This is a genomic window from Streptomyces sp. NPDC053426 (assembly GCF_055585405.1).
On the sequence record NZ_JBVJKE010000033.1, the window covers coordinates 1 to 25,300 of the forward strand.

The following is a 25,300-nucleotide window of genomic DNA, read 5'->3' on the forward strand; positions in this document are numbered from 1 at the left end:
TGCCACATGGTGTGGCGGGAGCGGGGGTCGAGTCCGGTGGTCGGTTCGTCGAGGAAGATGATCCGCGGGTCGCCGACCAGGGTCATGGCGATGTCGAGGCGGCGCTTCATGCCGCCGGAGTAGGTGGAGGCGGGCTTCTTCGCGGCCTCGACCAGGTCGAAGCGCTCCAGCAGCTCGGCGGCCACCCGCCGCCCCTCGCGCTTGGACAGGTGGTGCAGGTCGGCCATGAGGAGCATGTTCTCCTCGCCGGTGATCAGGCCGTCCACGGCGGAGAACTGCCCGGTGACACCGATCGCGGCCCGCACGGCCTGGGGGTCGGTGGTGAGGTCGTGGCCGCCGACCCGCAGGTCGCCGGCGTCCGCGGTGACGAGGGTGGAGAGGATCTTGACGACGGTGGTCTTGCCGGCGCCGTTCGGGCCGAGCAGGGAGAAGATCGTGCCTTCCGGGACGGTCAGGTCGACGCCGTTCAGGACGGTCTTGTCGCCGTAGGACTTGCGCAGCCCGTTCGCCGCGATGGCCAAGCCGGTCATGGGGGTTTCTCCTTTACATGCCCTTACGGGCCTTTACGGGCCGCGGATCTACAGGCTGCGGGCGGTGATGTCGCCGTAGGCGGTGGTCGCGTGGACGGTCAGGCCGGCGGCGGCGCCGTCGGCGTTCCTGAGCGTGTTGTGGATCCGGCCGTAACCGGTGCCGGCGTCGAGGGAGGCGGAGACTCCGCGGGCGGCGCCGACGGTGATGTCGCCGTGCTCGGTGCGCAGCATGACCGCGCCGCGCACGGCCTCGGTGACGCGGATGTCGCCCTTCTGGGTGCTGATCTCGGCGGGGCCGCCCAGGCGACCGACCGAGATGTCGCCGGCGAGGACGGCGAGGCGGGCGCTCGCGGTCTCGTCGAGCTTGACCGGACCCTGCGCGCCCTCGAAGACGACGTCGCCGAGCCGGCCGACGCCCCGCAGCTCCGCGCCGGCGGCCTTCGCCTCGACGTGGGAGCCGGCGGGCAGTTGGACGGTGATCTCGACGGCCCCGGACGGGCCGAGGATCTGGTTCTTCGCCGGCGGGCCGGCGATCCGCAGGACTCCGTCGCCGTACTCGACCCCGGTCTGCTCCGCCGCCTTCGTGTCGCGGCTCTTCGTGGCGTCCGCGGGCAGGACCTCGACCACGGTGTCGGCCCGGTCGGCGGCGATGAACCGGATGCGGCCGGCGGGGACGTCGAGGACGACCGAGACGGGGGTGGGGGTGTCGAACTGCATCGTGCGCTCCTTCGGGCTGTCGTTTCTGACATCGAAAACGCTACGTTGCGTTCATGATTACGGCAACAACTTCGTTGCATAGAAAGATGATTCACGCAGTTCAGAGCAGCAATATCGTTGCAACGGTTTGGAATCTAACGCAACAAACAAGCTCGGTTCGTTGCAATGAATTGAGAGTGAAGGCTATGCTGGAGCCACCACGGACCACGGAGGGGATCGCGTTGCCAGGAGGCAGGCTCACCCAGCAGGAACGCCAGCAGATCGCGACAGGGCTGGCCGACGGGCTCGCCTACGCGGAGATCGCCAGGCGTCTCGACCGCCCCACCTCGACGATCACGCGTGAGGTGATGCGCAACGGCGGACCCACCGCCTACCGCGCGGACCTGGCCCACCGCGCCACCGAACGCCGCGCCCACCGGCGCAAACAGGCCGCGGCGCCCAGGGGGGCGAAGGCGCTCCCGGAGGAGCACGGACGCGACGCGGAGGCCGTGCGCGAGTACGAGGAGACGCTCACCACCGTCTTCATAGCGTCGGGCACGCCCAAGATGATGGCCAGGGTCATGGCCTGCCTGACCCTCACCGACACCGGCAGCCTCACCGCCGCCGAACTCGCGCAGCGCCTCGAGGTCTCCCCGGCGTCCGTCTCCAAGGCGGTCACGTTCCTGGAGGGCCAGGGGCTCATCCGCCGGGAACGCGAAGAAGGCCGCCGTGAGCGCTACGGCGTCGACGACGACATCTGGCACCAGTCGATGATGGCCAGCGCCCGGTCCACCGCCCAGGTCGCCGAGACCTCACGGCAGGGCGTCGGCATCATGGGGCACGGCACACCGGCCGCCACGCGCCTGGAGAACATCGCCCGCTACCTCGACTTCATCTCGGAGGCGATCGCCCGCGCCGCCGAGCAGGCCCGCGAGGTCCTTCACACGAAGCCCAAAACGGCCCCGGACGGCACGGTCGAGTGAGGGGCGCCGCCTACTTGCGGCGGACGCCCGCCTCCTCGGCGTACTCGCCGAGGAGGATCACGTCGAAGGCCGCGCCGAGGAACACCTTCACGGCGCGCAGGGCGTCGCCGAGGCGGTGCGGGTGGCTGCCCTGGACCGGGGTCGCGCCGGTCGGCCGCACCGGCGGTGTGGTGGGGTTGACGGTCGCTGCGCTCATGTCTCCATGGTTGCTCCCCGGCCGCGGGACGGGCATCGGCCGAAGGGACCGGTCCGCGGACCCTCCGCGTACGTCTCCGGGGCGACCCGTACTTCTCAGGCAGGAGCTCCCGCCCCTAGGGGGCGAGGGGCGGACGATAAATGGTTTGGAGCGCACCGGCCCGGCGCCCTAGAATCTCCGCTCTTGCCCGCCTCCCCTCACGGAGCGCCGCCGTCCGGACGGAAACCGGCCGGTATCTCGCAGCAACTTCAGCAGCAGTTCTCCCGGAGGCACACCCTTGTCCGCGTCCACACCGGTAGACGAGCCCGTAGACGGTCCCGCGACCACCCCCTCGGACGACCCGCTCGCCCGCGAACGCTCCCACCTCGCCGCGTCCCGTTCCGCACTGCGCGCCATGCGTGAGGACGTCGAGGCCCTCGACATCAGCGACGTCACGGCGAACTGGGTCAACGCGGCCGCGCTGGCGCACCAGATCGACGAGCGCATCAAGGCGCTGGCCGACCTCAGCGACACCCCGCTGTTCTTCGGCCGCCTCGACTATCTGCACTCCCCCGGCGCCGAGCAGGCCGAGGGCGCGGAGGGCGAGCGCCCGCGGCCGGAGGCCGCTTATCAGACACTGCACATCGGGCGCCGGCACGTGCACGACGCGGACGGCGACCCGATGGTGATCGACTGGCGTGCGCCGGTGTCCCAGCCGTTCTACCGGGCGTCCAAGAAGGACCCGCTGGACATCGGGCTGCGCCGCCGCTTCGGCTACACCGGCGGCGACCTCACCGCGTACGAGGACGAGCACCTCTCCGATCCCTCCGAGGCGGCGACCACCAGCAAGCTGCTCCAGCAGGAGATCGAGCGTCCGCGCGTCGGCCCGATGCGGGACATCGTCGCGACGATCCAGCCCGAGCAGGACGAGATCGTACGGTCCGGGCTGTCGGGCAGCGTGTGCGTGCAGGGAGGCCCCGGCACCGGGAAGACGGCCGTCGGCCTGCACCGGGTCGCCTATCTCCTCTACGCCCACCGCGAGCGGCTGGCCCGCACCGGCACGCTGGTCGTCGGACCGAACCGTTCCTTCCTGCACTACATCGAGCAGGTGCTGCCCGCGCTGGGCGAGCTGACGGTCGCGCAGGCCACGGTGGACGACCTGGTGGCGCACGTGGAGGTGCGCGGGACGGACGACGCCCCGGCGGCGGTGGTCAAGGGCGACGCCCGGATGGCGGAGGTCCTGCGCAGGGCCCTCTACGCACACGTCACGATGCCCACCGAGCCGGTCGTCGTCGTGCGCGGTTCCCGCCGCTGGCGGGTCCCGGCGTACGAACTGGAGGAGATCGTCCGGCAGTTGCTCGAGCGCGGCATCCGCTACGGGGCCGCCCGCGACGCCCTCCCGCAGCGCATCGCGCACGCCGTGCTGGTGCAGATGGAGCGGGCGGGCGAGGCGCCGGACGACCGCGTCCAGGACGCGGTGGCCCGCAACAGCGCGGTGAAGGCGGCGGTGAAGACGGTCTGGCCGGCCGTGGACCCGGCGAAGCTGGTGCTACGGCTGCTGAGCGACCCGGAGTTCCTGGCGGAGCACGCGGAGGGTCTGCTCGACGAGCAGGAGCAGAAGACGATCCTGTGGGAGAAACCCGCCCGCTCGGTGAAGTCGGCGAAGTGGTCGGTGGCGGACGCGGTGCTGATCGACGAGGCGACGGACCTCGTCCAGCGCACGCACTCCCTCGGACACGTGGTGCTCGACGAGGCGCAGGACCTGTCCCCCATGCAGTACCGCGCGGTGGGCCGCCGCTGCACGACCGGTTCTGCGACCGTCCTCGGCGACCTGGCCCAGGGCACCACGCCGTGGGCGACGCGCAGCTGGGACGAAGCCCTGCTCCACCTGGGCAAACAGGACGCGGTGATCGAGGAGTTGACGGCCGGTTTCCGCGTCCCCACGGACGTCATCACCTACGCCTCCCGGCTCCTGACGCACATCGCACCGGGTCTGACCCCGGTGGCGTCGATCCGCGAGAACCCGGGCTTCTTCGAGGTCCGCCGGTCCGAGGGGACGGACGACGTGGTCTCCGCGTGCCGCGAACTCCTGCGCAACGAGGGCTCGGTGGGCCTGATCGCGGCGGACCCCCACATCCCGGACCTGGCGAAGGCGCTGACGGCGGCGGGCATCACCTACATCGCCCCCGGCGAGGAGACGACCCACGAAACCCGCCTGACCCTGGTCCCGGCCTCCCTGGCGAAGGGCCTGGAGTACGACTACGTACTCCTGGACGAACCCCGCGCGGTGGTCGCCGCCGAACCGGACGAACGCACCGGCCTCCGCCGCCTCTACGTCACCCTGACCCGAGCGGTATCAGGCCTGATCGTCACCCACAACGCACCCCTGCCGGAGCAGCTGACGTAACCCCTCCCCGCGTTTCCGCGGGCAATCGTGCCTCCCCCAGTGCCTCAAGGGCCTGGGAGGTACCCCCAGGGCGATAGGGGTCCCCCCGCTCGAGCGAAGCCGAGAGTGGGGGAGAAGCCGAGAGTGGGGGAGGCACCCCGCAAGCGCCGGGCAGCGCGACCCACCCCCGCCCAGCGGCGACCCCGCCCAGCCCGACGCCCGGTGACAAGGGAGCGAACGCTCAGCCCCCCAGCACCCGCCGCCACTCGGCGACGGCCTCCGCCGACACGGGCCCGGCCCATCCTCCGGGCCGAGCCGCCCCACCGATGTGGAACCCGTCGATCCCGGCATCCAGCAGCGTGGGCACATGCTCCAGCCCCAGCCCGCCCCCCACCAGCAACTGCTGCTCGTACCCCGGCTCCCCCCGCCGCCGGGCCTCCGCGAGCAGAACCGGCAACCCGGCGTCCACGCCCTCGGCCGCCCCGGCCGTCAGATAGGTGTCCAGCCCCGGCACCCCGTCGAGCTGCTTGCGCAGGGCATCCCGGTCGGCGGCCCGGTCGATCGCCCGGTGGAACGTCCACCGGCACCCCTCCAGCACACAGGCGACCCGCTCCACCGCCCCCAGATCCACATCACCGCCCGGACCGAGGAACCCGAGCACGAACTCCTCCGCCCCGGCCTCGCGCATCTCGCACGCGGCACCCACCAGCCGCTCGACGTCCCCCGCGGCGAACCCGTCCGCCAGCCGCAGCATCACCCGCGCCGGAATGTCCACGGCCGCCCGGATCCCCGCGACGGTCGCCGCCGAAGGCGTCAGCCCGTCCGCCGCCATGTCGGTCACCAGCTCGAGGCGGTCCGCACCTCCGGCCTGGGCGGCCACCGCGTCCTCGACGTCGAGGGCGATCACCTCCAGGACTGCACGCTTGCTCATGGGACCCCATTCCTCGGCATCAGACGGCGACTACAGGTCTAGTCCAATCCAAGACTACGCCCGCCCGCCCGCCCGAGGCTGCCCCGCCCCTCCGCTCAGTCCCCGAAAATGTTCAGCTCCGCCGCCTCCGCCCCGGCCAGCTCGTACGCGGCACCGTCCACCGGACGCCCCGCGTACAGCCGTACGAGGGTCGGCCCGTCCCCGATGTAGCGGGCCGGGGGACGTTCGCCCGTGGCGTCGCCCAGCCGCAGCGGCTCGTCGGCGTCGTCGAGGTCGGCGTGCAGCGGAAGATGCCCTTTCCCGCCGGTCACCTGGCCCAGCAGGGTGAGCGCGTACGGCAGTCCCGCGCCCGCGTACGCCCCCGCCTCCCCGAACGCGACCCGTACGTCCCCGGCGTGCACCCACTCGCCCAGCGCGAGCACGTCCAGCGCCCCGCCCGACTTGGCGATCACGGGCCCCACCTCGGCCATCCCGCGCTCCAGCTCGTCCACGACCCGGGCGTTCGTCCACTCGGCCCGCTCGGCGATGTCCCGCTCATTGCTCTCGGGCGAGAACACCCCGGCCTCGAACCGCCGCTCCAGGACCCGGGTGAACGCGGCCGAACAGTGCGCCAGCACATCCCGCACCGTCCACCCCGGACACGCCGCCACCGGCAGCGCGAAGTCCCCCTCGGCCCTCCCCCGCAGCAGCGGGATCAGCGCGTCCCGCTCGACGGCCAGCAGCCGGCCGGGCAGTTCGGGGTCTCGTACGTTCCGCACATCCGCAGGAGTCGTCATGCCGCCCACGCTAGTGCGGCGGGGGCGCGCGGCCTACTGGGCGTCGACCTGGTGGTCGGCCCAGACATAGCTCACGGGCAGCAGCTCGGCGATGGGGACGGCACGGACGTCCTCGCCCCCGCCGACTATGACCTCGAGCCCGGGAAAGTAGTCGAGCAGGACCTGCCGGCACCGGCCGCACGGAGGAACGACCCCCCGGTCCCGGTCCCCCACGGCGACGATCGTCTCCAGTTCGTAGATCCCCTGAGCCGCGGCGGCCCCGACGAGAACCAGCTCGGCGCAGGGCCCCCCGGTGAAGTGGTAGGCGTTCACCGCGGTGACGATCCGCCCGTCCCGGCCGCGGCCGGCGGCCGCCATGGTGTGGTTGTCGCCCCGGCAACGGGTACGGGCGACCCGGGCGGCGGCCTCGACGAGTTCACGGTCGACGGAGTGGTTCTGCGTGGTCATCCCCTCAGTCTGCGGCAGGCGACAAGAGCCGGGGCGGACAATGGGTCCATGGCCGACACCGACGCCCTCCGTGCCCGCTGGCTGCGCGCCCTCCTCCCGGCACGGGACGGCGCGTGCCACCCCGAGCCGCACCAGTACGCCGACGCGCTGCTGCGCCGCTGGTCGGAGCCCCAGCGGCACTATCACACGCTCACCCACCTGACCGCCGTCCTGGACCACATCGACGTGCTGGAGGAGTACGCCGACAACCCGGACGTCGTACGGCTCGCCGCCTGGTTCCACGACGCGGTCTACCTGCCGGACCGGTCCACCAACGAGGAGCGCTCCGCCCGGCTCGCCGAGCGGGCGCTCCCCGAGGCCGGGGTGTCCGCGGAGAAGACCGCCGAGGTCGCCCGGCTGGTGCGGCTCACCGTCACGCACGATCCGGCCGACGACGACCGGGACGGGCAGGTGCTGTGCGACGCCGACCTCGCGATCCTCGCCGCGTCGCCGTCGTCGTACGCCGCCTACACCGCCGCCGTCCGCGAGGAGTACCACTTCGTGCCGAACGACGCGTTCCGCGCGGGACGGGCCGATGTGCTGCGGCAACTCCTCGCCCTGCCGCGCCTGTTCCGTACGCCGTACGGGCGGGAGCACTGGGAGGCCACCGCCCGCTACAACATGCGCGGCGAGCTGGAAATGCTGTCGACCCCGGCCGTACCGCCCGCCTAGCCTGCCCCGCATGCATGCTGTGGGAGCGGAACAGGTGGAGGAAGCCGTCGCGGACTGCGTGGCGGCGCTGGGGGCGGTCACTGACCGGGACTGGACGGGGGTGCGGGCCGGGCGGCTGGAGTGGAACTGCCGGGAGACGGTGGTGCACATCGCGAGCGATCTCATCGCGTACGCGGGCCAGATCGCCGGGCGCACGCAGGACGCGTACACGCCCTTCGAGATCAGCCTCGACGGCAGGGAGGGCGGCCTGGACCCCGCCGACAACGCCGGCTGCCTCCAGGTGGTCACCGCGACCGGCGCCCTGCTCGCCGCCGCCGTCCGCACCACCCCGCGCGCGGTCCGCGCCTTCCACCCGTTCCCCTTCCGGCACGCGAACCGCGAGGGCTTCGCCGCGATGGGCGTCGCCGAGGTGCTGCTGCACACGCACGACGTCGCCGAGGGGATGGGCATCGGCTACGAGCCGCCGGCCGAGCTGGCCGCCTTCGTCCTCACCCGGATCTTCCCGCAGGTCCAGCCCGGTCCCACGCCGTGGCGGACGCTGCTGTGGGCCACCGGGCGCGGTGATCTGCCGGGCCGGGCGCCCGTCACCGAGTGGAAGTGGTGCAACAACCTGGTGATACCGGCCGGGCGGCTCACCCTGGAGGGCGTCACCCCGGCGGTCGCGGCCGATCTGGCCGTGGGCGGCGAGGGCGGGTTCGACTGGCTCGGTCCGGGACCGTTCGAGGGCACGCGGACGGCCGCCGAAATACTGCTCAAGCAGTACGAGGAGGGCGTGCTCCGGCCCGAGTGGGGGATGTTCGTGCTGGTGCGCCGGGAGGACGACCGCGCGGTCGGCGGCATGGGCTTCCACCGGACGCCCGACGAGAACGGCCGGGTGGAGATCGGCTACGACCTCACCGAGGCCGCCCGCGGCCACGGCTACGCCACCGAGGCGCTGCGCGCGCTGTCGGCGTGGGCGCTGGGCCACGAGGAGGTGACGTCGGTGTGCGCGAGGACCGACCCGGGCAACCTCCCGTCCCAGGCCGTCCTCACACGCGCCGGCTTCACCCGGACCGGGGAGGGGAGCGAGGGCGAGTTCGCCTACGAACTCCGCGGCTGAGCCGCGCCCTTGCGGCGCCGCAGCCCCGCCCCGTGCAGCAGCCGCACCACCTCGCGGCTGCTGACCTCGACCGCCCCGGCGCGCACCGCGTCGGCGTACCGGTGGGCGGGGACGTCGTAGTGGTCGCGTTCGAAGGCGCGGCGGGGGACGCCCAGGCGGTCGGCGAAGGTGTGCAGTTCGTCGTAGGAGAGGTCGCTGACGAGGTGGGACCACATCCGGCCGTGGCCCGGCCAGGTGGGCGGGTCGATGTAGACGGTCACGAGGGGACCGCCCCGCCCAGCCGGCCCACCGCCGCGACCTTCACGCCCGCCTTGTGGCACACCCAGTGCGGGTCGGGGCCGAGTTCCGGCTCCACCTCCAGCGCGTGCGGGTCGCCGGTGCCGCAGACCGGGCACAGCGGCCAGCGCCCGTGCCGCTCCAGCAGGGCGTCCTGTACGTCCTGGGCGACCAGGCCGGCCAGGAAGTCGGCGCCGTCCGGCCACTGTTCCACCCACCAGCGCCGGTGCGTGACGGACTCCTCGACCATGGACACCACGTCCGCCTCGGCGACCTCGCGCGCGACCAGGTCGGCGAGCACGAGGGCGCGCGCCGCGTGCAAGGCTTGTTCCATGGGGCTGACCGGGTGGGGCTCGGGGGCGCCGGGTCCACCGGGCGGATCGTGGGGGTCCATGCCCCCATTGTGCGCACTCTTGACCGCACGACCGGAACGAAAATATCTTTCATGTCGTGACCCGTGACGTGAAGGAAATTTTCGGGAACGGTTCGGGCGGCAGCACGCCCTCCCCTCCCGCGCCCGCCGCCCTGGCGGCCAAGGTGCGCACGCTGGCCCCGTCGATGACCCGTTCCATGCAGCGGGTCGCCGAGGCCGTCGCCGACGACCCGGCCGGCTGCGCGGCCCTCACGGTCACCGGACTCGCCGAACTCACCGGCACCAGCGAGGCCACCGTCGTACGCACCGCCCGCCTGCTCGGCTACCCCGGCTACCGCGACCTGCGCCTGGCGCTGGCCGGTCTCGCCGCCCAGCAGCAGTCCGGGCGCGCACCCGCCATCACCACCGACATCGCGGTGGACGACCCCATAGCCGACGTCGTGGCGAAACTCGCCTACGACGAGCAGCAGACCCTCGCCGACACCGCGGCCGGACTGGACACCGTGCAGCTCGCCGCCGCCGTGACCGCCCTGGCCGGCGCCCGCCGCACCGATGTGTACGGCGTCGGCGCGTCGGGGCTCGTCGCCCAGGACCTCACCCAGAAGCTGCTGCGCATAGGTCTGATGGCGCACGCCCACAGCGATCCGCACCTCGCCGTCACCAACGCGGTGCAGCTGCGGTCGGGAGACGTGGCGATCGCCGTCACGCACTCCGGGTCGACCGGGGACGTCATCGAACCGCTCCGGGTCGCCTTCGAGCGCGGGGCGACGACGGTGGCGGTCACCGGGCGCCCGGACAGTCCCGTCACGCAGTACGCCGATCACGTCCTGACCACGTCCACGGCACGGGAGAGCGAGCTGCGGCCGGCCGCGATGTCGTCCCGGACGGGGCAGTTGCTGGTGGTGGACTGTTTGTTCGTGGGCGTCGCTCAGCGGACGTACGAGTCGGCGGCGCCGGCGCTGTCCGCTTCGTACGAGGCGTTGGCGCACCGGCACCGGGTGCTCCGCAAGGGGCCGTAGGGCCGCGCCGCCGTGGTTGTCCGCGGGTGATCCGTGGTTGATCGCGCAGTTCCCCGCGCCCCTAGGTTGGCCGCCCGACCCCAGACTGGAAAGACACCGTCATGACCTCCCCCTCCCACCACCGCGACCTCCGCTCCCAGTTGGAGACCCTCACCACCGAGGCGTTCCGGCCCGAGCTGGCGGACGTCGACCGGCTGCCCACCCTCGACATCGCGCGGCTGATGAACGGCGAGGACGCCACCGTGGCCGGGGCCGTGGGCGAGCAGGTGCCGGTGATCGCCGCCGCGATCGACGCCGTCGCCGAGCGGATGGCCCGGGGCGGGCGGCTGATCTACGCGGGGGCGGGCACCGCCGGGCGGCTGGGGGTGCTGGACGCCTCCGAGTGCCCGCCGACCTTCAACACCGATCCGGCGCGGGTCGTCGGCCTGATCGCGGGCGGCCCCGACGCCATGGTCACCTCGGTGGAGGGCGCCGAGGACTCGCGTGAGCTGGCCGAGGCCGACCTGGCCGCCCTGGAGCTGACCGCCGACGACACGGTGGTCGGCGTCTCCGCCTCCGGCCGGACCCCGTACGCGGTCGGCGCCGTCGCGTACGCCCGTGCGCGCGGCGCCCTCACCGTGGGCCTGGCCTGCAACCGGGGCAGTGCGCTGGCGGCGGCGGCCGAGCACGGCATCGAGGTCGTCGTGGGCCCGGAGTTCCTCACCGGTTCCACGCGCCTGAAGGCCGGTACGGCGCAGAAGCTGGTGCTGAACATGCTGTCGACGATCACGATGATCCGGCTGGGCAAGACGTACGGGAACCTGATGGTCGACGTGCGGGCCTCCAACGAGAAGCTGCGCGCCCGCTCCCGCCGTATCGTCGCGCAGGCGACGGGCGCGGCGGACGACGTCGTCGAGCGGGCCCTGACCGCCACGGACGGCGAGGTCAAGCACGCGATCCTGGTCATCCTGGCGGACGTGGACGGCCCGACGGCCGCCCGCCTGCTCGCGGAGTCCGACGGCCGTCTGCGCGCGGCGCTCACCAGGGCGCGGGAGTAGAAGGAATCCGTGGGCGGATACTGGAGGGCACCCGACCCGGAGAGGAACCATGAACCACGCGCAGCTCACCGCCCTGGGCCGCGCCCTGCGCGTGCTCGGGGAGCACGGCGAGGCGCTGTCCGCCGACACCCCGGACGCCCGGCTGCACGAAGTGAAGGACGACCTGCGGCGGGCCCTGGACCTGCTGGAGGAGAGCGTCACCACGGCCGCGCCCAGCACGCGCTGCGCCGAGCACCCGACCGGACCGGTCGACGAGAGCGCCCCCGACCTGTGCCTGCTCTGTGAGACCCGGCGCCGTGCCGCCCGCCGCGCCGAGTTCAACGGCCCGGCCCCGCAGGCCCGGCCCGCCGAGCCCGCGCCGTCCCGGTACGGGGTGCGCGGGGACCGGCCGCAGCCGCAGCAGCGCTGGCTGCCGGAGCTGTGGAACGGCCAGACGTGGCAGCTGTGCGGCACCCCGCGCCGGGACCGGCGCGAGGCGGAGCTGTTCGTCGCGGCACAGCGGCGCGGGCCCCACCCCGCCATGGCGTACCGGATCGTGCACGAGTTCACCGACTACGAGGTACTGCGCGTGTGGGGAACACCGGTCAGACTCGACATCGAACCGATGGGCAACCCCTGACGCCCCCGCCGTAGGCGCGATGGGGCCTGGGCCTAAAGGGGCGCGGGGAACTGCGCACGGGGGTCTGGGGGGGGCAGAGCCCCCAGGGACGGGAAGGGAAGGGGCGGCGGGGGCGAGCAACACAGCCGCGACACCCCACCCACCGCGGACAACCACAGCCCCCGACCCCCCGCCACGACACCGGACACGGCGCCGGCCGCCCCTACGCCTTCGACGGCTCCGGCGCCCGCCCGGCACCGACCACTTCCTCCGCCCCCGCGGCCCGCTGCCGCGGAATGAACGCGGCGATGACGAATCCGAGCAGCGCCGCACCGGCCCCGAGCGCCAGAACCGTACGGAAGGCGTCCTCGGACGGCAGCGCGAACCCGCCGAACCCAGTGGTCATCTGGGCCAGGACGACACCGGCGACGGCACTGGCGACGGAGGTGCCGATGGACCGCATGAGGGTGTTGAGGGCGTTGGCGGCCCCCGTCTCGGAGGCGGGCACGGCGCCCATGATCAGCGTGGGCATCGCGCCGTAGGTGAAGCCGATGCCGGCGCCGATGACGCAGGACGCCAGCACGAAGTGCCAGACCTCGCTCATCAGCAGCACGTTCAGGCCGTACCCGGCGGCCACGATCAGCGCGCCGATCATGAGCGTCACCTTCGGCCCCTTGGCCCGGGAGACGAGCGCGGACACCGGCGCCAGCGCCATCATCACCAGACCGGACGGCGCCATGACCAGACCGGCCGTCAGCAGCGACTGGCCCAGTCCGTAGCCGGTCTCCTCCGGGAGCTGCAGCACCTGCGGGATGACCAGGGACATCGAGAACATCGCGAAGCCGATGGCGATCGAGGCGAGGTTGGTGATCAGCACCTGGGGGCGGGCCGTGCTGCGCAGGTCCACCAGCGGCTGGTCGTCGCGCAGCTCGTAGAAGCCCCAGGCCACCAGGATCACGACGGCCGCCGCGAACAGGCCGAGGGTGGTGCCGCTCGTCCAGCCCCAGTCGCCACCCTTGGAGATCGCCAGCAGCAGGCAGATCAGTCCGGCCGCCATGCCGGCCGAGCCGGGCAGGTCGAACCGGCCACCGGTGCGCACCTTCGACTCCGGTACGAGGGCCAGCACCAGGACCAGCGCGACCACGCCCAGCGCGGCCGAGATCCAGAAGAGCATGTGCCAGTCGAAGTTGTCGGCGATGAGCGCGGCGACGGGCAGGCCGAGGGCGCCGCCGACGCCGAGCGAGGCGCTGATCATCGCGGTGGCCGAGCCCAGCTTCTCCGCGGGCAGTTCGTCGCGCAGGATGCTGATGCCGAGCGGGATCACACCGGACGACAGGCCCTGCAGGGCGCGGCCGACGATCATCGGGGTCAGGGAGTCGCTGAGTCCGGCGACGACGGAGCCGACCACCAGCATGGCCATGCTGACCAGCAGCATGCGGCGCTTGCCGTACATGTCGCCGAGGCGGCCCATGACGGGCGTGGCGACGGCGGCGGCGAGCAGGGTGGCGGTGATGGCCCAGGCGGTGTCCGCGGCGGAGGCGTTCAGGTACTGCGGCAGTTGCCCCACGATCGGGATCACCAGGGTCTGCATCAGCGAGACCACGATGCCGCCGAAGGCCAGCACGGGCACCACGGCACCGGTCTCGGGCGGCGCGGCGGTGCCGGGCGTGGGGGAACGGTCGAGTGCGTCGGGCATGTGGGAGGTCTCCGTCGGGACTCGGGCCAATACTTGACTCAGGCAACTTTAAGGCGATTGATTGACTTAAGCAAATTAAAACCGGGTGACAAGCGGATGGCGCCCCCGCGTCCGGGAGCGCCACCGACCGGCTCGACCCGGCGCCCGCAGGGGACACCGGGTCGTACGGCGTCGGCTCGGCGTCCACAGGGACGCCGACCCGTACCGCGTCAGCTCGGCGTCCGCGGGGAACGCCGGCCCGTACCGCGTCAGCTCAGGGTCTGCATGGACGCCGGCTCGTACGGCGTCAGCTCGTCGAAGCGGCCGGCCAGCACCTTGGCCGCCCAGTTCGGGTCCTGGAGCAGCGCGCGGCCCACGGCGACGAGGTCGAACTCGTCCCGCTCCATCCGGTCGAGCAGGTTGTCGATGCTGCCCAGCTCGGCCCCCTGCCCCTGGAAGGCCTTGAGGAACTCGCCGTTCAGACCGACGGAGCCGACGGTGATGGCGGGCCTGCCGGTCAGCTTCTTCGTCCAGCCGGCCAGGTTGAGGTCGGAGTCCTCGAACTCCGGGAGCCAGTAGCGGCGCGTGGACGCGTGGAAGGCGTCGACACCGGCCGCGGCGAGCGGGGCGAGGATCGCCTCCAGTTCCTGGGGCGTCTCGGCGAGCCGGGCGTCGTAGGCGTCCTGCTTCCACTGCGAGTAGCGGAAGATCACCGGGAACTCGGGCGACACGGCGGCGCGCACCGCCGCCACGACCTCCGCCGCGAACCGCGCGCGGGCCACCGGGTCACCGCCGTAGGCGTCGGTGCGGCGGTTGGTGCCGGACCACAGGAACTGGTCGATGAGGTAGCCGTGGGCGCCGTGCAGCTCCACGCCGTCGAAGCCGATGCGCTCGGCGTCGGCGGCGGCGCGGGCGAACGCGGCGACGACGTCGTCGATGTCGGTCTGCGTCATCGCCTCGCCCTTGCCCTCGGTGCCGTCCGTGCGCACCCCGGACGGGCCGACCGCCGGAGCCTGCGGGTACGGCGCCTGGCCCTGCTCGCGGACCATGCCGATGTGCCAGAGCTGCGGCACGATCGTGCCGCCCGCCGCGTGCACCGCCTCGGCGACCTTCGCCCAGCCCGCGAGCTGCTCCTCCCCGTGGAACCGCGGCACCCGGTCGCTCTGCCCGGCCGACTCGTGCCCCACGTACGTCCCCTCGGTGACGATCAGCCCGACGCCGGCCGCGGCACGACGCGAGTAGTACGACACGACGTCCTCGCCGGGCACACCGCCCGGCGAGAACATCCGGGTCATCGGCGCCATGGCGATGCGGTTGGGGACGGTCAGGCCGTTGATCGTGACGGGCCGGGAGAGGATCCCGGCGGCTCGGGCGGTGGTGTCCGGGGAGGTGACGGTCACGTGGGGGCTCCTCTGCTTCGAATACCGGTCAGTATGTGCGCATGCATTTAATGCACGTTCGGCACCAACCGGGAAGGGGGAAGAGGAATTCCCCTCGGGACACAGGTGTGACTCCGGACACGGGACGCCTTCCCGCGCACCGGGTACGGTCGTCCGATGAGAACACGCCTTCTGCGCTTCGGTCTGTACGCGGACGAGGAAGGGCTGGCGTGGGCCGGCTCGGTCGTCGACCGGGCCATAGCGCTCCGGAACGCCCGGACCGTCGGCCGGGCCGTCGTCCGCACGCTCCCCGGCAGCGGGATGACGACCGCCGACCTCTACGACCACCTGGCGGAACAGTGGGGCTTGGAGCACCCGGGCCGAAGCAGCGGCGCACGGGAACCGGTCGAGCTGCGCGTCCGCCTGGTGTGCTCGCTGCGGACCTGGCGGGCGATCCGCAAGGAGGTGCTGCGGGGCCTGTGCCCGCAGGGCGCGTCACCGCACGTCTGCCGCGTGCCGTGGTGCGCCGCCTGAAACAACGCCCGAGGGCGGCACCCCCTGTCGGAACAGGGGGTGCCGCCCTCGGTCGTACGACGGACGGATCCGATCCTCGAAAAGGATCAGAAGTCCATGTCACCGCCCGGCATGCCGCCGCCGGCCGGGGCCGCGGCCTTCTCCGGCTTGTCGGCGATGACGGCCTCGGTGGTGAGGAACAGCGCGGCGATGGAGGCGGCGTTCTGCAGCGCGGAGCGCGTCACCTTCGCCGGGTCGATGATGCCCTCGGCGATCATGTCGACGTACTCGCCGGTCGCGGCGTTCAGGCCGTGGCCGACCGTGAGGTTGCGGACCTTCTCCACGACGACGCCGCCCTCGAGACCACCGTTGACGGCGATCTGCTTCAGCGGGGCCTCCAGCGCGAGCTTCACGGCGTTGGCGCCGGTCGCCTCGTCACCGTCGAGCTCCAGCTTCTCGAAGACCTGGGAGGCCTGGAGCAGGGCCACGCCACCACCGGCGACGATGCCCTCCTCGACGGCCGCCTTGGCGTTGCGCACGGCGTCCTCGATGCGGTGCTTGCGCTCCTTGAGCTCCACCTCGGTGGCGGCACCGGCCTTGATGACCGCGACACCGCCGGCGAGCTTCGCCAGGCGCTCCTGCAGCTTCTCGCGGTCGTAGTCCGAGTCGCTGTTCTCGATCTCGGCGCGGATCTGGTTCACGCGGCCCTGGACCTGGTCGGCCGAGCCGGCACCGTCGACGATGGTGGTCTCGTCCTTGGTGATGACGACCTTGCGGGCCTTGCCCAGCAGGTCGAGCGTCGCGTTCTCCAGCTTGAGGCCGACCTCCTCGGAGATGACCTCGCCGCCCGTGAGGATGGCGATGTCACCGAGCATGGCCTTGCGGCGGTCGCCGAAGCCCGGGGCCTTGACGGCGACGGACTTGAAGGTGCCGCGGATCTTGTTGACGACCAGGGTCGACAGGGCCTCGCCCTCGACGTCCTCGGCGATGATCAGCAGCGGCTTGCCCGACTGCATGACCTTCTCCAGGAGCGGGAGCAGGTCCTTGACGTTGGAGACCTTGGAGTTCGCGATCAGGATGTACGGGTCGTCGAGGACGGCCTCCATACGCTCCATGTCGGTGGCGAAGTACGCCGAGATGTAGCCCTTGTCGAAGCGCATACCCTCGGTGAGCTCCAGCTCCAGACCGAAGGTCTGGGACTCCTCGACGGTGATGACGCCTTCCTTGCCGACCTTGTCCATGGCCTCGGCGATCAGCTCGCCGATCTGGGTGTCGGCGGCGGAGATGGAGGCCGTGGAGGCGATCTGCTCCTTGGTCTCGACGTCCTTCGCCTGCTCCAGCAGGGCACCGGAGACGGCCTCGACGGCCTTCTCGATACCGCGCTTCAGGGCCATCGGGTTGGCGCCGGCGGCCACGTTGCGCAGGCCCTCACGGACCAGGGCCTGGGCGAGAACGGTCGCGGTGGTCGTACCGTCACCGGCGACGTCGTCCGTCTTCTTGGCGACTTCCTTGACCAGCTCGGCGCCGATCTTCTCGTACGGGTCCTCGAGCTCGATCTCCTTGGCGATGGACACACCATCGTTGGTGATCGTGGGGGCGCCCCACTTCTTCTCGAGGACGACGTTGCGGCCCTTGGGGCCGAGCGTCACCTTGACGGCGTCCGCGAGCTGGTTCATGCCGCGCTCGAGGCCGCGCCGCGCCTCCTCGTCGAACGCGATGATCTTGGCCATGTGAAGTGGTCCCTCCAGGACTGGGGGTGATTCCTTCGGACCGCGCCCGCGCCCGCGACGGACGGCTCGCCGGCCCCGTGGTTCCTTGCCCCACACGGCCCGCGGGCCTCACCGACCCGGTCCTTCGTTGTCACTCTCACCTTCAGAGTGCTAACGCCAATGATTAGCACTCGACCCATGCGAGTGCAAGCGCCCATGGGGAGTACACGGGGTCGCTCAGCCGCACGCGAACGCCGCTCGGCCGCGCGTGGGCACGGCGAAGGGCCCGCACCCCGGGAGGTGCGGGCCCTTCGTCGGCAGAAGATGCTTGCGACTGGTAGCGCGTTCAGGCGCTGAGACGAACCATGTCGGCCTGTGGGCCCTTCTGACCCTGCGAGATCTCGAACTCGACCCGCTGGCCTTCTTCGAGGGTGCGGTAGCCGTCCATCTGGATCGCGCTGTAGTGGACGAAAACATCCGCACCACCGTCGACCGCGATGAAGCCGTACCCCTTCTCCGCGTTGAACCACTTGACGGTGCCCTGAGCCATGCCTAACTCCCCTATTACTGGCCCTTGCACAGATCCACACTTCGCGGATCCGGGTCAGACCTCACCCCCCAACGGTTGGGGGCGTGCGCCGGAACGCGTCGACCGCGGCTGAATGTATCTGTCCAACTGCCGTCTGCAACAGGTCAATCGGACGAGAAATCTGGACGACGCCGGTCCGGAATGTGGCGAGAATTCGCCTCATTCCAGGGCAAGTCGGGCTGCGCAAAGGTCACAAATGCCGCGAAAGGTGCCCGCACTTTGGCTACATCCAGTCGGGTCTGCGGCAGGAATTCAGTGTTTCCGATCAGTGGATCGGGAGCGCGTTCCCCAACTCTACCGCGCTCAACCCCATGGAATTGCCCCCTCCGCATCTCTCACGGAGGGGGCAAAGTCCCAAACGCTCGGTAACCGTCATTACCGAAGGTAATGATCAGCCGCCGGCCACCGCCGGAATGATCGACACGCCGGCCCCGTCCGGGGTGGCCGTCTCGAGCCCCTGCTCGAACCGCACGTCGTCATCATTGACGTAGACGTTCACGAACCGCCGCAACTTGCCCTGATCGTCCAGCACCCGGGCGGCGATCCCGGTGTGGTTCTTCTCCAGGTCCGAGATGACCTCCCCGAGGGTGGCCCCCTCGGCGCTCACTTCGGCCTGCCCACCGGTGTAGGTACGCAGGATGGTGGGGATACGGACAGTCACGCTCACGACAAAACCTCCGGAAGGGACAGCACCCTGGGGGCGCGGGGAACTGCGCGACCAGCCACAGACGGTCCGCAGACGAACGACTCAGACAAGCCCGGCTTCACGGAACGACTCGAGGCTCGGACGGATCGTCGCCGTAAGCCCCGTCCCCGCCACCGCGTCCAACGTCTTCAGACCATCACCCGTGTTGAGCACCACGGTGGTCAAAGACGGGTCGAGGGCACCGCTCTCAAGAAGCTTCTTGGTGACCCCCACGGTCACACCACCGGCGGTCTCCGCGAAGATCCCCTCGGTACGCGCCAGCAGCTTGATCGCGTCCACGATCTGCTCGTCGTTCACGTCCTCCACCGCCCCGCCCGTCCGACGGGCGATGTCCAGCACGTACGGCCCGTCCGCCGGGTTCCCGATCGCCAGCGACTTGGCTATCGTGTCCGGCTTCTGCGGACGTACGACGTCGTGCCCCGCCTTGTACGCGGTGGACACCGGCGAGCACCCCTCGGCCTGCGCGCCGAAGATCTTGTACGGCTTGTCCTCGACCAGCCCGAGCTTGATCAGCTCCTGCAGCCCCTTGTCGATCTTCGTGAGCTGGGAGCCGGAGGCGATCGGGACCACGATCTGGTCCGGGAGCCGCCAGCCGAGCTGCTCGCAGATCTCGTACGCGAGGGTCTTGGACCCCTCCGCGTAGTACGGCCGCAGGTTGACGTTGACGAAGCCCCAGCCCTCGCCGGCCGGGTCGCCGATCAGCTCGGAGCAGAAGCGGTTCACGTCGTCGTAGTTGCCCTCGATGCCGACGAGTTCACCGCCGTAGACGGCGGCCATGACGACCTTGCCCTGCTCCAGGTCGTGCGGGATGAACACGCAGGACCGGAAGCCCGCCCGGGCCGCGGCGGCGCCGACGGCGCCGGCGAGGTTGCCGGTGGAGGAGCAGGAGAGGGTGGTGAAGCCGAAGGCGCGGGCGGCCTCGATGGCCTGGGCGACGACGCGGTCCTTGAAGGAGTGCGTCGGGTTGCCGGAGTCGTCCTTGACGAACAGCTTGCCGGCGTCGACACCCAGCTCACGCGCGAGGTTGTCGGCCTGGACGAGCTTGGTCCAGCCGGGGTTCAGGTTCGGCTTGGTCGCCACGTCCGCCGGGACGGGCAGCAGCGGCGCGTAGCGCCAGATGTTCGCGGGTCCCGCCTCGATCCGCTTGCGGAGCTCCTCGGTGTCGTGGGCCGAGAAGTCGTACGCGATCTCCAGCGGGCCGAAACACTCCTCGCAGGCGAAGACCGGGCCGAGGGGCACGCGGTGTCCGCATTCGCGGCAGGAGAGCGCGGCGGCGGGGCCGAGGTCTACAGCGGAATCGGTGGTGCTTGCAACGGTCTGCACAGCCATGGAGGCGAGGCCCTTTCTCCTCATCTTCCTCACGACGCACCTCGCCGTGAGACGGATTTGGCACCTTCCCTAGCCGGGAGCCTCGCCACGTCCGTGTGACAAGAACCGACTGGAGGGTTGCCGGGGCTTCATCGGGCCGTATCCCTCTGCCCCTCTGGATGAGCGGTGTTCAGTTGTCGTCCGCGCGGTGACCCCGGCATGCGGTGGTCGTCGGCGTTGCTCAAGACTGTAACCGAAGGCCTGCATGGTTGAGATAGTCGTCCGCACCGCGAGATGGATCACAGGCCAGTGAGGAGTCCGGGACCGTGCTGGAAGAAGTCGAGCGCTGGCTGATCGACCGCTCCTGGTCCGTGGCCGACCGCCCGCTCCACCGGATCCTGGCGGCGAAACGTGCCACGGGGCAGACGGTGAGCGTGGTGCTGCCCGCGCTCGACGAGGAGGCGACGGTCGGCGAGATCGTCTCGGTGATCCGGCACGACCTGGTGCTCCAGGTCCCGCTGGTCGACGAGGTGGTGGTGGTCGACTCGGGCTCGACCGACCGCACGGCCGAGGTGGCGGCGGCTGCGGGCGCGACCGTGGTGCACCGGGACGCGATCCTGCCCCGGATACCGGCGGTGCCCGGCAAGGGCGAGGTGCTGTGGCGCTCCCTGCTCGTCACCCGCGGCGACATCGTGTGCTTCGTCGACGCGGATCTGCGGGAGTTCTCCTCCGACTTCGTCTCCGGCATCGTCGGCCCGCTGCTCACCGAGCCGGACGTGCACCTGGTCAAGGCCATGTACGACCGTCCCCTCACGGTGTCCGACGGACGCGCCTCCGGCACGATCGCCGCCGGTCAGGGCGGCCGGGTCACGGAGCTGATGGCCCGCCCGCTGCTGAACATGCACTGGCCCCAGCTCGCCGGCTTCGTCCAGCCGCTCGGCGGCGAGTACGCGGCCCGCCGCTCCCTGCTGGAGCAGCTCCCGTTCCCGGTCGGGTACGGCGTCGAGCTCGGCATGCTGGTCGACGCCCTGCACCTGGTCGGCCTGGACGCCCTCGCCCAGGTGGACGTCGGTGTCCGCAAGCACCGCCACCAGGACGGCCAGGCCCTCGGCCGGATGGCCGCCGCGATCTACCGCACCGCCCAGCTCCGCCTGGCCCGCGGCCATCTGATCCGCCCGTCCCTGACCCAGTTCGAGCGCACCGGCGACAACTTCGAACCCCGTACGTACTCCGTCGACACGGAGGAACGGCCGCCGATGGCGGAGATCGCGGAGTACCAGGCGCGAAGGGTGGCCTGACCCGTATACGGCCGATCCGCACGTTTGAGGCCCGTGGGGCCGGGCTAGGTTGCAGCGTATGGCTTCAAGCTTCGGTGCTGCTCAGGTGCTGGTCGCCTCCAACCGGGGGCCCGTCTCGTACACGGTGGAGGACGACGGTTCGCTGCGGGCCGGGCGGGGCGGTGGCGGGCTGGTGTCCGGGCTGTCGGCGATCGGGCCGGACGCGGGGGCGCTGTGGGTGTGCTCGGCGCTGTCCGACGGCGACCGCGAGGCGGTGCGGCGCGGGGTCGGCGAGGACGGCGTGCGGATGCTGGACGTCCCGGCGGACGTGCACGCGGACGCGTACAACGGGATCGCCAACTCGGTGCTGTGGTTCGTGCACCACATGCTGTACCAGACGCCGCTGGAGCCGGTCTTCGACGCGGAGTTCCGCCGGCGGTGGGCGTCGTACGAGGCCTACAACCGGGCGTTCGCCGAGGCGCTGGCCGAGGAGGCGGCGCGGGGCGCGGCGGTACTGGTCCAGGACTACCACCTGACGCTCGTCCCCGGGATGCTCCGCGAACTCCGCCCCGACCTGCGCATCGCGCACTTCTCGCACACACCGTGGGCGCCGCCGGAGTACTTCGCGATGCTGCCCGACGACATCGCACGGCAGGTGCTGCGCGGGATGCTCGGCGCCGACCGGCTCGGCTTCCTCACCCACCGCTGGGCGGACGCGTTCACCGCGTGCTGCGAACGCTTCGCGGACGGCCTCGGGAACACGCGGATCGGCGTGCACGGCCTCGGCGCCGACGCGGACTTCCTGCGCGCCCGCGCCCACGAGGCGGACGTCGAGGAGCGGATGACCGCGCTCCGGGAGGAGATCGGCGAAGGGCGCCGGACGATCGTCCGGGTCGACCGCACCGAACTGTCGAAGAACATCGTGCGCGGACTGCTGGCCTACCGGCAGCTCCTGGACGACCACCCCGAGTGGCGCGAACGCGTCGTGCACGTCGCGTTCGCCTACCCCTCCCGGCAGGATCTCGCCGTGTACCGCGACTACACCGCCGAGGTGCGGCGACTCGCGGAGGAGATCGACGAGCGGTACGGCACGCCGGGCTGGCGGCCGGTCGTCCTGCACGTCAAGGACGACTTCGCGCGCTCGCTCGCCGCGTACCGGATGGCGGACGTGGCGCTGGTCAACCCGATCCGCGACGGCATGAACCTGGTCGCCAAGGAGGTCCCGGTCGTCTCCGACGCGGGCTGCGCGCTGGTGCTGTCGCGGGAGGCGGGCGCCCACGAGGAGCTGGGCGAGGACGCGCTCACGGTCAACCCGTACGACGTCGTCGGAACCGCCGAGGCCCTGCACGAGGCCCTGACGATGGGCCCGGACGAACGCGCCGAGCGCGCCAAGCGGCTGGCCGCGGCGGCGACCGCGCTGCCCCCGGCCCGCTGGTTCCTGGAGCAGCTGGACGCGCTGCGGGAGGTCACGCCCGGCTGACCGGAGGTATGGCCGGTCACACAGGCGTGCGGGGGGACGGGCGCGGATAGGTTGGACGGTATGGCCAGCCATACGGATTCCACGGAGCCGAACGCCACGCCGACGCCCGCCACGCAGGCCGGGCGGGAAGGGCTGGAGGCGCTTCTCTCCCGCCCGGGGAAGGCACTGATCGGGCTCGACTTCGACGGGACGCTCGCGCCGATCGTGGCCGATCCCGAGCAGGCCCGCGCGCACCCGGACGCGGTGGACGCGCTCGCCGCGCTCGCGCCCAAGGTGGCCGCGGTCGCGGTCGTCACCGGCCGGCCGGCGGGCGTCGCGGTCCGCCACGGGGGCTTCGCGGGCGTTCCCGGCCTCGGACACCTCGTCGTTCTCGGCCATTACGGCGCCGAGCGCTGGGACGCCGTCACCGGCACGGTCACCGCGCCCGCCCCGCACCCCGGAGTCGCCGCCGTCCGCGCGGAGCTGCCGGGGGTGCTCGACCGGGTCGGCGCGTGGCAGGGCACGTGGATCGAGGAGAAGGGCGGCCGGGCGGTGGCGGTCCACACCCGCCGGGCCGCCGATCCGCAGGCCGCGTTCGAGGCCCTGCGCGAGCCGCTCACCGGCCTCGCCACCCGGCACGGCCTCGTCGTCGAGCCCGGCCGCATGGTCCTGGAGCTGCGCCCGCCCGGCATGGACAAGGGCATCGCCCTGATGGAGTACGCGCGGGACATCGGCGCGGAGTCGGTCCTGTACGCGGGTGACGACCTGGGCGACCTCCCCGCCTACACGGCCGTCGACAAGCTCCGCTCCGCCGGCACTCCGGGGCTGCTGGTGTGCAGCGGCAGCGACGAGGTCGCGGAGCTTCGGGAGCGTGCGGATGTGGTGGTCGACGGGCCTGCGGGGGTGGTGCGGCTGCTGCGGTGGCTGGCGGAGCGGATGCCCTGACCGGTTTTCTCGTCCCCGCTCCTCAAACGCCGGAGAGGCTGGTTCTCAGCCTCTCCGGCGTTCGAGGAGCGGGGTCCGGGGCGGAGCCCCAGGGACGGGAAGGGGCGGCGGGAGCGATCAACGCTCGGTGCGGCGGGTCTCCCGCACCCGGCGAAGACGGTTGACCGTCACCGGATCGTGGGCGAGAGCCCGGGGATCGTCCAGGAGCGCGTTCAGGAGCTGGTAGTAGCGCACGGGCGCCAGCCCCAGCTCCTCACGGATCGCGCGTTCCTTGACGCCGGGCCCGGAAAACCCCCGGCGCTCCATCGCGAGGATGTCCTGTTCGCGACGGGCCAGCCCCGCGCCGGCCTCGTGCTCCTCGCCCCCCGTGTCCATGCCCCGCAGACTACTCCGCGCTCTCCGCGCGCGTCGCCGTCGCCTGGAGTCCGCCGAGGACACCGGCGGGGCTGCCGCCCGGACCGACCGCCTTGCCGATCTGCTTCTTGACCGCCGCGTTGACCGCCGCCCAGGAGGTGTTGCCGACCGGGTAGAGCTCCGAGGTCGCGAGCTGGTCGAGGAAGGGCTTGAGGTCCTTGTCCTGGTCGGACGCGGCCATCGTCCGGGACGCGGAGGTGGTGACCGGCAGCAGGTTGTACTCGCGGGAGAAGTCGAGCACGTTCTCCTCGCTGTAGACGAAGTCGAGGAACTCGCCGACCTGGTCGCGGTGGCCGTTCTTCTTGAAGGCCATCATCCAGTCGGCGACACCGAGCGTGGCCGGGCTCACGCCGTCGGCGCCCGGCGTCGGCACCATGCCGAACTCCACGCCCTTCTCCTTCGCCATCTCCATCAGCGAGGGGTGTCCGTTGAGCATGCCGACGTCCCCGGCGGCGAACGCCGCGAACGCGTCGGCCCGGTCGAGCTTGCCGGGCGCGACGGGACCGGTCAGGCCCTTGCCGACCAGTTCGTCCCTCAGCCAGGTGAAGGTCTCGACGTTCTGCGCGGAGTCGATGCTGTACGTGCCCATGATGTCGGTGTAGCCGCCGTCGCCGCTGAGCAGCCACTGCATGGTCTCGGCCTGTGCCTCCTCCGGGCCGAGCGGCAGCGCGTACGGGTACTTCACGCCCTCCGCGTCGAGCGCCTCGGCGGCCTCGGCGAGCTCGTCCCAGGTCTGAGGCGGGGTGGCGCCGGCCTCGGCGAACAGCTTCTTGTTGTAGAACAGCACGCGCGTGGAGGAGGCGAACGGCAGGCCGTACTGCACGCTGTTGACCTCGCCCGCGGTGGTGAGCTGGGCGAGGAAGTCCGCCTGGACGGGGATGGAGAGCAGGTCGCCGGCCTTGTAGAGCCTGCCCTCGGCCGCGTAGTCGGCGTACGCGCCGATCTGCGCCATGTCCGGCGGGTCGCCCGCGTCGACCATCTCCTTGACCTTGCGGTCGACGTCGTTCCAGGAGTAGACGTCCACGTCGATCTTCACATCGGGGTGCTTGGACTCGTACCGCTCGACCAGGTCGGCCCAGTACTTCTTGGAGCTGTTGGCCGCGCTGTCGCCGTAGTCGGCCGCGACCAGCTTCAAGGTCACGTCGGAGGACCCGCCGCCGAGCCCGCATCCGCCGAGGACTCCCATCAGCCCCAGTGCGGACACCGCCGCGATCGTCCTTGTCCTGACCCGCCGCTGCACTTGCCTTGCCCCTACCCCGGCGCGTCCGCGCCATCCGAAACGTTTTCGA

General features: G+C 71.7%; 27 protein-coding genes and 1 riboswitch. Of the genes, 11 read left to right on the plus strand and 16 right to left on the minus strand.

Annotation, left to right across the window (positions count from 1 at the left end; genetic code table 11):
- Positions 1-530, minus strand: a 530-nt coding sequence (locus ACZ62B_RS37320; protein WP_469693784.1) for an ABC transporter ATP-binding protein, incomplete at its 3' end; no start/stop codon positions are given.
- Positions 531-578: 48 nt separating this feature from the next.
- Positions 579-1,247 carry a DUF4097 family beta strand repeat-containing protein gene (locus ACZ62B_RS37325; RefSeq protein WP_469693788.1) on the minus strand — a complete coding sequence of 223 codons (669 nt, stop codon included), beginning with the start codon at positions 1,245-1,247 and terminating at the stop codon, positions 579-581.
- A gap of 221 nt (positions 1,248-1,468) precedes the next feature.
- Between ACZ62B_RS37325 and ACZ62B_RS37330 the strand changes: the two genes are divergently transcribed.
- On the plus strand, positions 1,469-2,209 hold the full coding sequence (locus ACZ62B_RS37330) for a helix-turn-helix domain-containing protein (RefSeq protein ID WP_344559740.1): 741 nt from the start codon (positions 1,469-1,471) through the stop codon (positions 2,207-2,209).
- 10 nt (positions 2,210-2,219) lie between these two features.
- Here the strand turns inward: ACZ62B_RS37330 and ACZ62B_RS37335 are convergent, their stop codons facing one another.
- Complete coding sequence (locus tag ACZ62B_RS37335; RefSeq protein WP_344559354.1) at positions 2,220-2,405, minus strand: hypothetical protein; 186 nt, start codon at positions 2,403-2,405, stop codon at positions 2,220-2,222.
- A gap of 277 nt (positions 2,406-2,682) precedes the next feature.
- Here ACZ62B_RS37335 and ACZ62B_RS37340 point away from each other — a divergent pair, with 277 nt between their 5' ends.
- On the plus strand, positions 2,683-4,791 hold the full coding sequence (locus ACZ62B_RS37340) for a HelD family protein (protein WP_469693790.1): 2,109 nt from the start codon (positions 2,683-2,685) through the stop codon (positions 4,789-4,791).
- A gap of 220 nt (positions 4,792-5,011) precedes the next feature.
- On the opposite strand, the gene ACZ62B_RS37345 is transcribed toward ACZ62B_RS37340, so the two are convergent.
- The 3 genes from ACZ62B_RS37345 to ACZ62B_RS37355 all read right to left on the minus strand — a co-directional run bounded on the left by ACZ62B_RS37345 (position 5,012) and on the right by ACZ62B_RS37355 (position 6,924).
- Complete coding sequence (locus ACZ62B_RS37345; protein WP_344559363.1) at positions 5,012-5,701, minus strand: copper homeostasis protein CutC; 690 nt, start codon at positions 5,699-5,701, stop codon at positions 5,012-5,014.
- A gap of 95 nt (positions 5,702-5,796) precedes the next feature.
- Positions 5,797-6,477, minus strand: coding sequence for a maleylpyruvate isomerase family mycothiol-dependent enzyme (locus tag ACZ62B_RS37350; protein ID WP_344559365.1), 681 nt, complete (start codon positions 6,475-6,477; stop codon positions 5,797-5,799).
- 33 nt (positions 6,478-6,510) lie between these two features.
- Positions 6,511-6,924, minus strand: coding sequence for a cytidine/deoxycytidylate deaminase family protein (locus ACZ62B_RS37355; RefSeq protein ID WP_344559367.1), 414 nt, complete (start codon positions 6,922-6,924; stop codon positions 6,511-6,513).
- A 48-nt stretch (positions 6,925-6,972) separates the two neighbouring features.
- Between ACZ62B_RS37355 and ACZ62B_RS37360 the strand changes: the two genes are divergently transcribed.
- Positions 6,973-7,635: an HD domain-containing protein gene (locus ACZ62B_RS37360; RefSeq protein WP_344559369.1), complete on the plus strand. Its 663-nt coding sequence runs from the start codon at positions 6,973-6,975 to the stop codon at positions 7,633-7,635.
- A 10-nt stretch (positions 7,636-7,645) separates the two neighbouring features.
- Positions 7,646-8,734, plus strand: a complete 1,089-nt coding sequence (locus tag ACZ62B_RS37365; protein WP_469693793.1) for a GNAT family N-acetyltransferase — start codon at positions 7,646-7,648, stop codon at positions 8,732-8,734.
- On the opposite strand, the gene ACZ62B_RS37370 is transcribed toward ACZ62B_RS37365, so the two are convergent.
- Together ACZ62B_RS37370 and ACZ62B_RS37375 are read right to left on the minus strand one after the other, a co-directional pair.
- A complete protein-coding gene (locus tag ACZ62B_RS37370) occupies positions 8,716-8,994 on the minus strand; it encodes a DUF4031 domain-containing protein (protein ID WP_073934401.1) in 279 nt (92 codons plus the stop codon). The two genes, ACZ62B_RS37365 and ACZ62B_RS37370, sit on opposite strands and share 19 nt — an antisense overlap.
- Positions 8,991-9,404 carry a hypothetical protein gene (locus tag ACZ62B_RS37375; protein WP_344559374.1) on the minus strand — a complete coding sequence of 138 codons (414 nt, stop codon included), beginning with the start codon at positions 9,402-9,404 and terminating at the stop codon, positions 8,991-8,993. Before ACZ62B_RS37375 ends, ACZ62B_RS37370 begins: the two co-directional genes overlap by 4 nt.
- Before the next feature lie 56 nt (positions 9,405-9,460).
- On the opposite strand from ACZ62B_RS37375, the gene ACZ62B_RS37380 reads away from it, so the two are divergent.
- The 3 genes from ACZ62B_RS37380 to ACZ62B_RS37390 all read left to right on the plus strand — a co-directional run bounded on the left by ACZ62B_RS37380 (position 9,461) and on the right by ACZ62B_RS37390 (position 12,058).
- Positions 9,461-10,402, plus strand: coding sequence for a MurR/RpiR family transcriptional regulator (locus ACZ62B_RS37380; protein ID WP_469693795.1), 942 nt, complete (start codon positions 9,461-9,463; stop codon positions 10,400-10,402).
- Positions 10,403-10,503: 101 nt separating this feature from the next.
- Positions 10,504-11,439 carry an N-acetylmuramic acid 6-phosphate etherase gene (gene murQ / locus ACZ62B_RS37385; protein WP_468722064.1) on the plus strand — a complete coding sequence of 312 codons (936 nt, stop codon included), beginning with the start codon at positions 10,504-10,506 and terminating at the stop codon, positions 11,437-11,439.
- A gap of 49 nt (positions 11,440-11,488) precedes the next feature.
- Positions 11,489-12,058, plus strand: coding sequence for a hypothetical protein (locus ACZ62B_RS37390; RefSeq protein WP_344559380.1), 570 nt, complete (start codon positions 11,489-11,491; stop codon positions 12,056-12,058).
- A gap of 202 nt (positions 12,059-12,260) precedes the next feature.
- Here ACZ62B_RS37390 and ACZ62B_RS37395 read toward each other — a convergent pair whose 3' ends face one another.
- Together ACZ62B_RS37395 and ACZ62B_RS37400 are read right to left on the minus strand one after the other, a co-directional pair.
- Complete coding sequence (locus ACZ62B_RS37395; RefSeq protein ID WP_469693797.1) at positions 12,261-13,733, minus strand: MFS transporter; 1,473 nt, start codon at positions 13,731-13,733, stop codon at positions 12,261-12,263.
- 248 nt (positions 13,734-13,981) lie between these two features.
- A complete protein-coding gene (locus tag ACZ62B_RS37400; RefSeq protein ID WP_344559384.1) occupies positions 13,982-15,112 on the minus strand; it encodes an NADH:flavin oxidoreductase in 1,131 nt (376 codons plus the stop codon).
- Positions 15,113-15,268: 156 nt separating this feature from the next.
- On the opposite strand from ACZ62B_RS37400, the gene ACZ62B_RS37405 reads away from it, so the two are divergent.
- Complete coding sequence (locus ACZ62B_RS37405; protein ID WP_344559386.1) at positions 15,269-15,625, plus strand: hypothetical protein; 357 nt, start codon at positions 15,269-15,271, stop codon at positions 15,623-15,625.
- Between the two features lie 86 nt (positions 15,626-15,711).
- Here ACZ62B_RS37405 and groL read toward each other — a convergent pair whose 3' ends face one another.
- The 4 genes from groL to thrC form a co-directional block, all read right to left on the minus strand.
- Positions 15,712-17,334, minus strand: a complete 1,623-nt coding sequence (gene groL / locus ACZ62B_RS37410; RefSeq protein WP_073934393.1) for a chaperonin GroEL — start codon at positions 17,332-17,334, stop codon at positions 15,712-15,714.
- Positions 17,335-17,659: 325 nt separating this feature from the next.
- Complete coding sequence (locus ACZ62B_RS37415) at positions 17,660-17,863, minus strand: cold-shock protein (RefSeq protein ID WP_004929928.1); 204 nt, start codon at positions 17,861-17,863, stop codon at positions 17,660-17,662.
- 430 nt (positions 17,864-18,293) lie between these two features.
- On the minus strand, positions 18,294-18,569 hold the full coding sequence (locus ACZ62B_RS37420; RefSeq protein ID WP_030864454.1) for a ubiquitin-like small modifier protein 1: 276 nt from the start codon (positions 18,567-18,569) through the stop codon (positions 18,294-18,296).
- A gap of 81 nt (positions 18,570-18,650) precedes the next feature.
- Positions 18,651-19,937 (minus strand): threonine synthase, encoded by a 1,287-nt coding sequence (thrC, locus tag ACZ62B_RS37425; protein WP_344559390.1) that lies wholly within the window; start codon positions 19,935-19,937, stop codon positions 18,651-18,653.
- Between the two features lie 17 nt (positions 19,938-19,954).
- Positions 19,955-20,102, minus strand: a riboswitch (SAM riboswitch).
- A gap of 140 nt (positions 20,103-20,242) precedes the next feature.
- On the opposite strand from thrC, the gene ACZ62B_RS37430 reads away from it, so the two are divergent.
- From ACZ62B_RS37430 to otsB, 3 genes are read left to right on the plus strand one after another with little or no spacing between them, the layout of a single operon-like run.
- On the plus strand, positions 20,243-21,214 hold the full coding sequence (locus ACZ62B_RS37430; protein WP_344559392.1) for a glucosyl-3-phosphoglycerate synthase: 972 nt from the start codon (positions 20,243-20,245) through the stop codon (positions 21,212-21,214).
- 58 nt (positions 21,215-21,272) lie between these two features.
- Positions 21,273-22,673, plus strand: coding sequence for an alpha,alpha-trehalose-phosphate synthase (UDP-forming) (locus ACZ62B_RS37435; RefSeq protein WP_468722055.1), 1,401 nt, complete (start codon positions 21,273-21,275; stop codon positions 22,671-22,673).
- A gap of 60 nt (positions 22,674-22,733) precedes the next feature.
- Positions 22,734-23,597 carry a trehalose-phosphatase gene (otsB, locus tag ACZ62B_RS37440; RefSeq protein ID WP_344559396.1) on the plus strand — a complete coding sequence of 288 codons (864 nt, stop codon included), beginning with the start codon at positions 22,734-22,736 and terminating at the stop codon, positions 23,595-23,597.
- A gap of 117 nt (positions 23,598-23,714) precedes the next feature.
- Here the strand turns inward: otsB and ACZ62B_RS37445 are convergent, their stop codons facing one another.
- Both ACZ62B_RS37445 and ACZ62B_RS37450 read right to left on the minus strand, forming a co-directional pair.
- The gene (locus ACZ62B_RS37445) at positions 23,715-23,972 is read right to left on the minus strand and encodes a DUF3263 domain-containing protein (protein WP_344559398.1); all 258 of its coding nucleotides are present in this window, start codon (positions 23,970-23,972) and stop codon (positions 23,715-23,717) included.
- 10 nt (positions 23,973-23,982) lie between these two features.
- Positions 23,983-25,251, minus strand: a complete 1,269-nt coding sequence (locus ACZ62B_RS37450) for an extracellular solute-binding protein (protein ID WP_344559400.1) — start codon at positions 25,249-25,251, stop codon at positions 23,983-23,985.
- Between the last annotated feature and the right edge of the window lie 49 nt (positions 25,252-25,300).